This is a genomic window from Vibrio sp. TMPB1044, from assembly GCF_030442075.1.
Taxonomy (GTDB): Bacteria; Pseudomonadota; Gammaproteobacteria; order Enterobacterales; family Vibrionaceae; genus Vibrio; species Vibrio satsumensis.
This window is the reverse complement of sequence record NZ_JAUJED010000066.1, coordinates 1-7,144: the sequence shown is the minus strand read 5'-3', so window position 1 is coordinate 7,144 and position 7,144 is coordinate 1. Positions and strand designations below refer to the sequence as shown.

Annotated in this window: 13 protein-coding genes; 6 read left to right on the top strand and 7 right to left on the bottom strand. The window is 43.2% G+C overall.

The annotated features are described in order from the left end of the window. On the top strand, window positions 1-453 hold a 453-nt coding region (locus QQ041_RS22235; protein ID WP_285955080.1), incomplete at its 5' end, for a YadA C-terminal domain-containing protein. A gap of 300 nt (window positions 454-753) precedes the next feature. Here QQ041_RS22235 and QQ041_RS22230 read toward each other — a convergent pair. The 7 genes from QQ041_RS22230 to QQ041_RS22200 form a co-directional block, all read right to left on the bottom strand. Then, on the bottom strand, window positions 754-1,338 hold the full coding sequence (locus QQ041_RS22230; RefSeq protein WP_285955079.1) for a hypothetical protein: 585 nt from the start codon (window positions 1,336-1,338) through the stop codon (window positions 754-756). Continuing rightward, the gene (locus QQ041_RS22225; protein WP_285955078.1) at window positions 1,338-1,757 is read right to left on the bottom strand and encodes a hypothetical protein; all 420 of its coding nucleotides are present in this window, start codon (window positions 1,755-1,757) and stop codon (window positions 1,338-1,340) included. Before QQ041_RS22225 ends, QQ041_RS22230 begins: the two co-directional genes overlap by 1 nt. Continuing rightward, window positions 1,744-2,613: a helix-turn-helix domain-containing protein gene (locus QQ041_RS22220; RefSeq protein WP_285955077.1), complete on the bottom strand. Its 870-nt coding sequence runs from the start codon at window positions 2,611-2,613 to the stop codon at window positions 1,744-1,746. The genes QQ041_RS22225 and QQ041_RS22220 overlap by 14 nt, the downstream gene beginning before the upstream one ends. Further along, window positions 2,610-3,230, bottom strand: coding sequence for an HNH endonuclease signature motif containing protein (locus tag QQ041_RS22215; RefSeq protein ID WP_285955076.1), 621 nt, complete (start codon window positions 3,228-3,230; stop codon window positions 2,610-2,612). The genes QQ041_RS22220 and QQ041_RS22215 overlap by 4 nt, the downstream gene beginning before the upstream one ends. After that, window positions 3,223-3,462 (bottom strand): hypothetical protein, encoded by a 240-nt coding sequence (locus tag QQ041_RS22210; RefSeq protein ID WP_285955075.1) that lies wholly within the window; start codon window positions 3,460-3,462, stop codon window positions 3,223-3,225. The genes QQ041_RS22215 and QQ041_RS22210 overlap by 8 nt, the downstream gene beginning before the upstream one ends. Window positions 3,463-3,646: 184 nt before the next feature. Continuing rightward, entirely contained in the window at window positions 3,647-4,195 is a 549-nt protein-coding gene (locus tag QQ041_RS22205) for a toxin YdaT family protein (RefSeq protein ID WP_285955074.1), read from the bottom strand. A 70-nt stretch (window positions 4,196-4,265) separates the two neighbouring features. Continuing rightward, window positions 4,266-4,412, bottom strand: a complete 147-nt coding sequence (locus tag QQ041_RS22200; RefSeq protein ID WP_253820310.1) for a helix-turn-helix domain-containing protein — start codon at window positions 4,410-4,412, stop codon at window positions 4,266-4,268. A 172-nt stretch (window positions 4,413-4,584) separates the two neighbouring features. On the opposite strand from QQ041_RS22200, the gene QQ041_RS22195 reads away from it, so the two are divergent. From QQ041_RS22195 to QQ041_RS22175, 5 genes are all read left to right on the top strand, one after another. Beyond that, window positions 4,585-5,247, top strand: coding sequence for a LexA family transcriptional regulator (locus QQ041_RS22195; protein ID WP_171762567.1), 663 nt, complete (start codon window positions 4,585-4,587; stop codon window positions 5,245-5,247). A gap of 169 nt (window positions 5,248-5,416) precedes the next feature. Further along, complete coding sequence (locus QQ041_RS22190; protein ID WP_285955073.1) at window positions 5,417-5,680, top strand: hypothetical protein; 264 nt, start codon at window positions 5,417-5,419, stop codon at window positions 5,678-5,680. A gap of 178 nt (window positions 5,681-5,858) precedes the next feature. Then, window positions 5,859-6,113, top strand: coding sequence for a hypothetical protein (locus QQ041_RS22185; RefSeq protein WP_210441649.1), 255 nt, complete (start codon window positions 5,859-5,861; stop codon window positions 6,111-6,113). After that, window positions 6,110-6,490 (top strand): hypothetical protein, encoded by a 381-nt coding sequence (locus tag QQ041_RS22180; protein WP_285955072.1) that lies wholly within the window; start codon window positions 6,110-6,112, stop codon window positions 6,488-6,490. Before QQ041_RS22185 ends, QQ041_RS22180 begins: the two co-directional genes overlap by 4 nt. 81 nt (window positions 6,491-6,571) lie before the next feature. Further along, on the top strand, window positions 6,572-6,772 hold the full coding sequence (locus QQ041_RS22175) for an AlpA family transcriptional regulator (protein ID WP_108167919.1): 201 nt from the start codon (window positions 6,572-6,574) through the stop codon (window positions 6,770-6,772). Window positions 6,773-7,144 lie beyond the last annotated feature (372 nt).

Below are 7,144 nucleotides of genomic sequence, written 5' to 3'. Positions count from 1 at the left end.
ACACCGACTATGCAAGCGCAAGTTCCAAAACTACAAACTGCAAGTCAAAAGACTCCGAGTCTAACTCCTGATCCAAACACTGTAAGCACAGAGCAAAAAATTGACTCCTTAGCGCGTCATACTGCCGCAATTCGCGATCAATCAAACGCAAACCGCGTGGCTATTGATAAAAACACAGCTGACATTAAAGGTTTGCGTGAAGATATGAACAAGATGGGCGATCGCATTAATAGCGTTGAAGCAATGAACATGGCAACTTCAAATCTTTTCCAACCATACAACGTTGGTTCAGTGAACGTTTCTGTCGGCGTTGGCGGCTATGAAAACGCTCACGCTCTAGCGGTTGGCTCTGGTGTTCGAGTTAATGACCATTTAGCTGTTCGTGGTTCGGTTGCATTTGAAGACGCTACGGATTCAATTGGATATGGTGTTGGCGCTTCTTACGAGTGGTAGGTTAATTTTTTTGAATTGAAGTTTTTAGGGACTCTTACAAAAATTTATTTACAGTCCCAAGTAGACTGTAAATAGTAGCAATATTCAAAAACTTGTTAATGAAAGCCTAGTCTAAGGAACTAATAAGTAGCTTCTTTATTAAGTTTATGGGAGAAATACTTCAGCCCCCTCTCAGGGGGCATCTGTAAGTCAATAAGCGAAAGTGTTAATGCAAATCACCTATTAAAACGACCTACCCTTGCCTCACATCACGCACTTCCCCCCACTCTCTACATTAATCTTCGAGTTAAACCACAACCCTTAAGACTTTTGTAATTTGCTTTCTCGTTCATATCTCCCCTGCAACGCTAAGGCTGCAGCACTTCGCTTATCAGTTAGCCTCTTAACCAATTTACCTAAAATGGATTCGTACTTCTTAAAGCGAAAGAAGGTAACGGGTAAAGTTTGGCAGAAGTAAGCGAAGCGAGTTTCTTGCGTCCAGCCTATGCGGCCACCATCGCAGCATGGGCAAGTTCTTCTTTCTCTTTTTTTGGTAACATATTTACCGCTTCCATTACACTCTGGACAAACTTGGCCAAACTGCTGCGTCGCTTCTGCAATAGCTGTCCTGACTAACGCTTCCAATGCTCTCTCGGGATATGGACCGCGCCATGTTTCCATCAGCGCTTTGGCTTCCTGTAAGGTGGTTTGGTAAAGCTTGTTAAGTGCAGGTCTATCTTGCAAATACTCAACGAATAACACCAAAAAACCTACTGGTGCTTCCTTCCAGGCTAGACCAAAAATTGCCAGCTGCTCATCCTGAGAAAGTATCCCCTTACCGCCAGAACTGAGGTCGTAGTTGACCCCTTTTACATTGAACTTTGCCAATAGCTTTTCAATTTGCATTACGCCCTCGATCCCAGAGCTGCGACCCTTGCAAATACCGAGTTCTTGCGAAACTTCTTAGGATTGGGGCGCTCAATCTCATGAAGTGGTTTGACCTTAGATTTATCGGTCAAACGCATCGCGTTTCTTGAGGGGAGCGAGCCATCCTTGGCTTTATCTGCGTACTTCTTCAACGTTTTTCGGTACTTCGCTCTAGCTTCACGTTCGCTTAGCAGGCCTCTACAAACAAAACCCACCTCTTGCGATGTCCAATACTCGATATCACCCTTTGGTTCACAGCGAAGCATTCGAGTAAATGCCTCGTCAATATCAACCAACTCTTCACGTCCCATAGACACAAACTCTGGCAAGCTTGGGGGCCATACACCCCCTTCCAACAAAGCCTGATTGACTGCACGACGAATCTCACTGACCGACATCGTTGTAATCGCTTGAGTCCAAGTCGATGGTAGTGCCTGATACGGCCATTTCGTCCCGTAAGCCTCCACAAATTTGACTTGGATCCAATCTTCCAGGTTCAAAAGAATCACTTTGTTGCCCAACCGATGTGGCAGTGTGTCCGTATCGTTCGAGCAACTCTGCGTTGTATTGCTCGACTCGATTTTTTGGTGCAGCCTGGCTTGTTCGAGTCTTTTCATGGTCGTCGTTCCATCGTTCTTGATTCAAGTAGGTCGTTAGGTGCAGCTTATCGAAACCAAACTGTCGATTGGCCACACGAGTTTCTACATCTCGACAGAGCATCTCGGTAAACACTTCCGGAGGTTCACTTTGCGCTGTCACGATACTTTTGAATTTTGCTAACGAGTTCTTCTTCGATTTCTTGGTTGGGTATGCGGCCCAAAGCCGAGCAAAACAAGATTCAAGTTCACTCGAATTTTTTTGTTTATTTTTTACTGGTTCTAATTGACTGGTTCTATGACTGATTCCGGGTGACATAGGATCACTAGGGGGGTGATCCTCTGACACTACCCCTAGTGATCGTGTGTCACTAGGGGGTGACAATTTGTCACCCCCTAAATTTAACTGGTATACATTACTCGAATTGCCCTTTTCTCCCTTTCGGGTGCGGACTGAAACAAACCCCATTTCTTCTAACGTTTTGATATGACGCATTACTGTTCGGCGGTCGACCTCGCACATATCTGCAATGTACTCATAAGATGGCCAGCACACCCCATTGTCGTTGGCGTTGTCAGCTAGCTTGAGTAACACGAGTTTACGAGTCGCATTGCCAACTTTTAACTGCATGGCTTGAGCGGTAAGAAGCATACTCATCTGACTTTCCTCCCTGCATTGAATGCGGCAACTTCGAGCTCTGCGATGGCATGCCCCGTTCCTTTAAGCTCTATTGGCAGGTCCTGAACTCGATTCCGATTCATACGTAGATTGACAGCCAATGAAACGCAAATGAGGTTGTCGATAGCAAAGTTCAGCTTGTCGCCATCTTTAAAACGAATCACATGGTTATCAGGTATCTCACCATGTTCACGTTCCCAGACAACTTGATGCTTTGCCCTATAACGCGTTTTGGCTTTGGTGTATGGATCACGCTCTGCTACTTTGACGAGAATAAACCCATCTTTAGAGCAAATACGCTCATGCCCTAATGGCTTGCTGTTTGTTGGTTTTTGGCCTGGCTTAAAACTTCCGGCGTTTGCCTTAATCAAGCCCTTAGTACCGCTATTCCACGGCTTGTTCCCTTTTTCTATCTTCCCGTCGCGGCCAGTAAACCAACCTTTGCGTTTACAGAAACTGTTAATTGCAGCGAGCGTCAAATTTGTTCCAAAGCGATGATTAAAGGCCTCAGTCAATTCACGCCGCACCATGGTGCTATTTGCTTTCAAGAATGCGCACTGCGCTTCTGTGTAACGATGTGATTGACCTTTAGACATGTTTATTACCCTCAATCATTTCGGGTAATTCAATTCGACCCGCGTACTCTGTACGAAACTTCTGAGCATCCAGAGCAAGACGAGCGTTATCGATGATTTGCTTTGATACTGTGGTCAGAGCCTTTGAACGATTAATTTCTTCATTCAATTTATCGTCGGTTATATCCTCATCAGACAGGCGTTCCATTTGAGCAAAAAGGTGGTTATTAAGATCAGCTAATTTGTTTTTCATAACTGCACCCTCGCCTTCATGGTTTGTAGGATTTGCTTCGCTTTATTGCGCGACACCACATAACGACAATTGCCATTGTTTGCTATCCACAGCATTTGGCCGTGGTAATTTTGATAAGAAAGACTCATTGCACAAAGTTCTCTTGTTTTGTTAATTCGCGTGGTTATTAAATGCATTCAGGTGGTCAGCCTTTTTGCGCCATCAATGTTTCTAAGTATTTAAGTAACGGGTCGTGAGAGCCGGCGCTCTCTTGTAGCTCTCGGTAAGCATCACGAAGTTGGTCAGACGTGGCATGTTCACCAAGTAAGAGTATCGAGCGGAGTGCTTCAGATGACTCTTTGCTAAAATCGGCGAGTAGTTGGTCACGGTTCGACATGGTTTGACTGGAGCCAATAGCCGCAACTGAATACCCAAGCGGGTTTAAGAACTGATTCAGTGCAGCCGTTGCCCTAGCTTTAGGCATAGCTGCAATAATTGCAGGCAACAAATCCATCACGTTAGCTTTGGCCTCTGTGCTTGTTCTACTGACATAACGAAATAAATTTTGAGTGTTGTTTGGATTGTTGAAAGCCGACGGCACTTTGAGAAGATATTCCCTTTGGCAGTCTTCCTCCTCGTAGATTTTCATCTTGTGATAGAAACGAGAAATGTATTCCGCAATTTGTTCTTTCGTCGCGTCACTTCGCCAAGCGACTACCGCGTTATGCATAACGCTTTTTAAACTGGGTTGCATGGTTCTTCCTTACTGGTTGTTTATCCAGAATATTGATCGTCAGCCTTGACCTAAAAAATCTAATATGATGTTAGAAAATATCTGGCCTCAGTTGATGTTTATCGACCTCTCCATTAGTTATGTCATGTAAGTTTTTTGCTAGTGCAGCCCCTGGGATTTTGTGTCCAGTAATCACCAAACGTAAGTACCCTGTAGTTGTTTTTAGCTTCTTAGCCATAGATTTTCTTTGCGTATCAGATAGCTGACACCAGTATTTTTTATACATATTAAGCACCTCTTAGGTACATAATACACAAACAAAACGTACCTTCAAGGGCATGTACCTTTTAGGAACAAAATCTTAAAGTAACAATATGTTCTAAGTAGTTAAAAATGCTCAGGTAGATGTAATGAAAACTGCAGAAGATATTAGAAGAGACAATGCACGATCTCTCGCTCAAAAAGTTGGTGGTACTACGGCATTTGCAGACAAAATTGACCGTTCTACAACTCAAGCCAGTCGATTTATGGGAAAAGGCGCCACACGCGCTATTGGGCCAAAAATTGCTCGACACATAGAGAAATCTTTCAACATGCCAGAAGGTTGGTTAGATACAGATCATACTGAAGAGGATCTAAAAGAAGCTTCGACGCTATTCACTTCGACACAAACTAGACGAGTACCTATTCTTAGTCATGTGCAAGCAGGTTCTTGGGGTAAAATCGACTCTAAAGATATTATTTACGAGGAGCTAGACTGGCAAACCACCTCAAGCAATATCAGTGAGGAAGCCTTTGCCATGCGTGTTACGGGCAACTCTATGACCAATCCACACGGTTCCCCGTCTATACCAGCAGGTTCCATTGTAGTAGTTGAACCATGCAACTGCCCTGATAATGGAAAGATTGTCGTAGCTACACTTAATGATGCTCCAGAGGCAACGATTAAAAAGCTAGAGATTGACGGTCCACATAAGTTTTTGGTCCCGCTGAACCCCAAATATGACCCTATCCCAATCAGTGGGAATTGCCGAATAGTAGGCTATGTAAAACAAGTCATTATGAACTTGTAGCAAAAAATCACTCAAGGAAAGCCGCTCACAATAGCGGCTTTTTTTGTACCTTAAATTCGTGAAATTCAAATAAAGCCCAAAAAATGTACTTTACAAGGTCAAATATAATTAGTACCTTGTAGGTACATTATAGCAAGTGACAATGTACCTACAGTAAAAAGGAAAACCTATGACGTATTTATCTCTTACAGACATCAACAAAACTCTAGAAGGCGCTAAAGCTATTCAACTTCATAAAGTGAGTTTTAAGCATTACCTAGCGAAGATACCAAAAAGCGATCCGTTTTATGACGAGCTAGAGCAGCTCATTAAGCTAAGCGATAAGTGTGAAAATTTAGAAGTAAGCGTAGGAAAAGAAGACGCCCAAACTATCCATAAGTTCAACGCTCTTTCTGACCAATTGAGCACGAAATTGAATGAAATGAGATTTTGAAAGGCTGAAAAAGAGAAAACCCCTATCGGTGACCAAACCAATAAGGGCTTACTTTGTGCAATGAGACTTAGATAACCAAACCTAAACCTCGCAATCAGTATATAACTGGCTGACCACCAATTTCAAGTACATAGACTGATTGCCAGGTTTCACCCAGAAACCAAAGGAACTTTGTGTAATGACGACTCCCCTACTTCGAAACTCTCAGGAAGAGTTTATCCATAAAAAGATTCATCAAATCTTACTTGGTGAAGGCTACAAGCGTGACGAAGCAACTCGGGCTTGTAACTTCGCGATTAAAATCTACCGAACCACCGCTTCGTTCGGAGGCCGTGGCGGCAAATGTTTCGACTTTTGTTTAGCAAAAGCTCGCCAGTTTCTTGCCCCAGTAAAAAAGAAGGCCACCGCTCGAAAGCGAAAAGCTGCAAAATGACTAAGGAACGTAAACGCAAACAAGCAGCAGTTCGCGCCAAGCGCCTAAGGGATAAGCGTAAAACCAGTGGCAATAACGATATCCGAGTGACGTTATCACCCAATGAAATCACAAAGCTTAATGATATATGCCAGTTCTTCGCTTACCCAAGGGAACCTTACACCCAAGTTGAAGCTTTGCAGTCAATTATTCATCGTGTTCATGCCGAGATACCCAAGATAGAAAGCGATTTGGGTTGTTGCGGTAAATGTGGTGAACAGCTACCACAAGGCTGCGCTAAGTTACGCGAAGGCGGCTTGTTTAATGGAGATGCTATGTGTTGGCACACAACAAACCGAGTACGAATTATGCCACCAGAAAAAGGAGTTGCCCAATGATCAGTTTCGCCGTCTATGCCGTTATTTGTGCGGTGTTTTATGTTTGTTATATGAAAAGTTCAGCTAATAGAGGAAATCAAAATGGTTAATTCAACGATAAACCTAGCAACACAACGCTTTTTCATCAGTGATAAAGAGGTTCGTGAAACTCTTGGGATTAGCCAGCCTACTTTGTGGCGTTGGACTCAAGAGCTTGGCTTCCCAAAAGCGGTGAAAGGTATGAGAGGAAAACGTCCTTACAAAGAGTTCATTGAATGGGCGAAAGAGCGCGGGATGGTTTGAGCATTTAGAAAGGGAAGCAAGCGCTTCCCCTTTTTTTACTAGAGCAAACTCATGCATTACTCTCGTAATACATTCTTTCCATAGAATGTATCAATACCAGTAAAACCTTTAAGAAGAGGTGAGATATCAATATTCTCAACGATGATAGATCGGCTTTGCTCCTAGCTTTGTATAAGAGATTGAAAAAGTGATGGCTAATCTTAGTTCAAAATCCAATATGTAGCCCGCATGACTAAAACGAATTAGTCTGACAGGTTTTCATTAGCTTGATTTCATGTGATTACCGAGGGACGTTGACGGTCTAATTACCGAAGGACTCTGTCATAGTCTTATTAATAGTAGTCAACTATGACAGGTCTACTCCTATTCGAT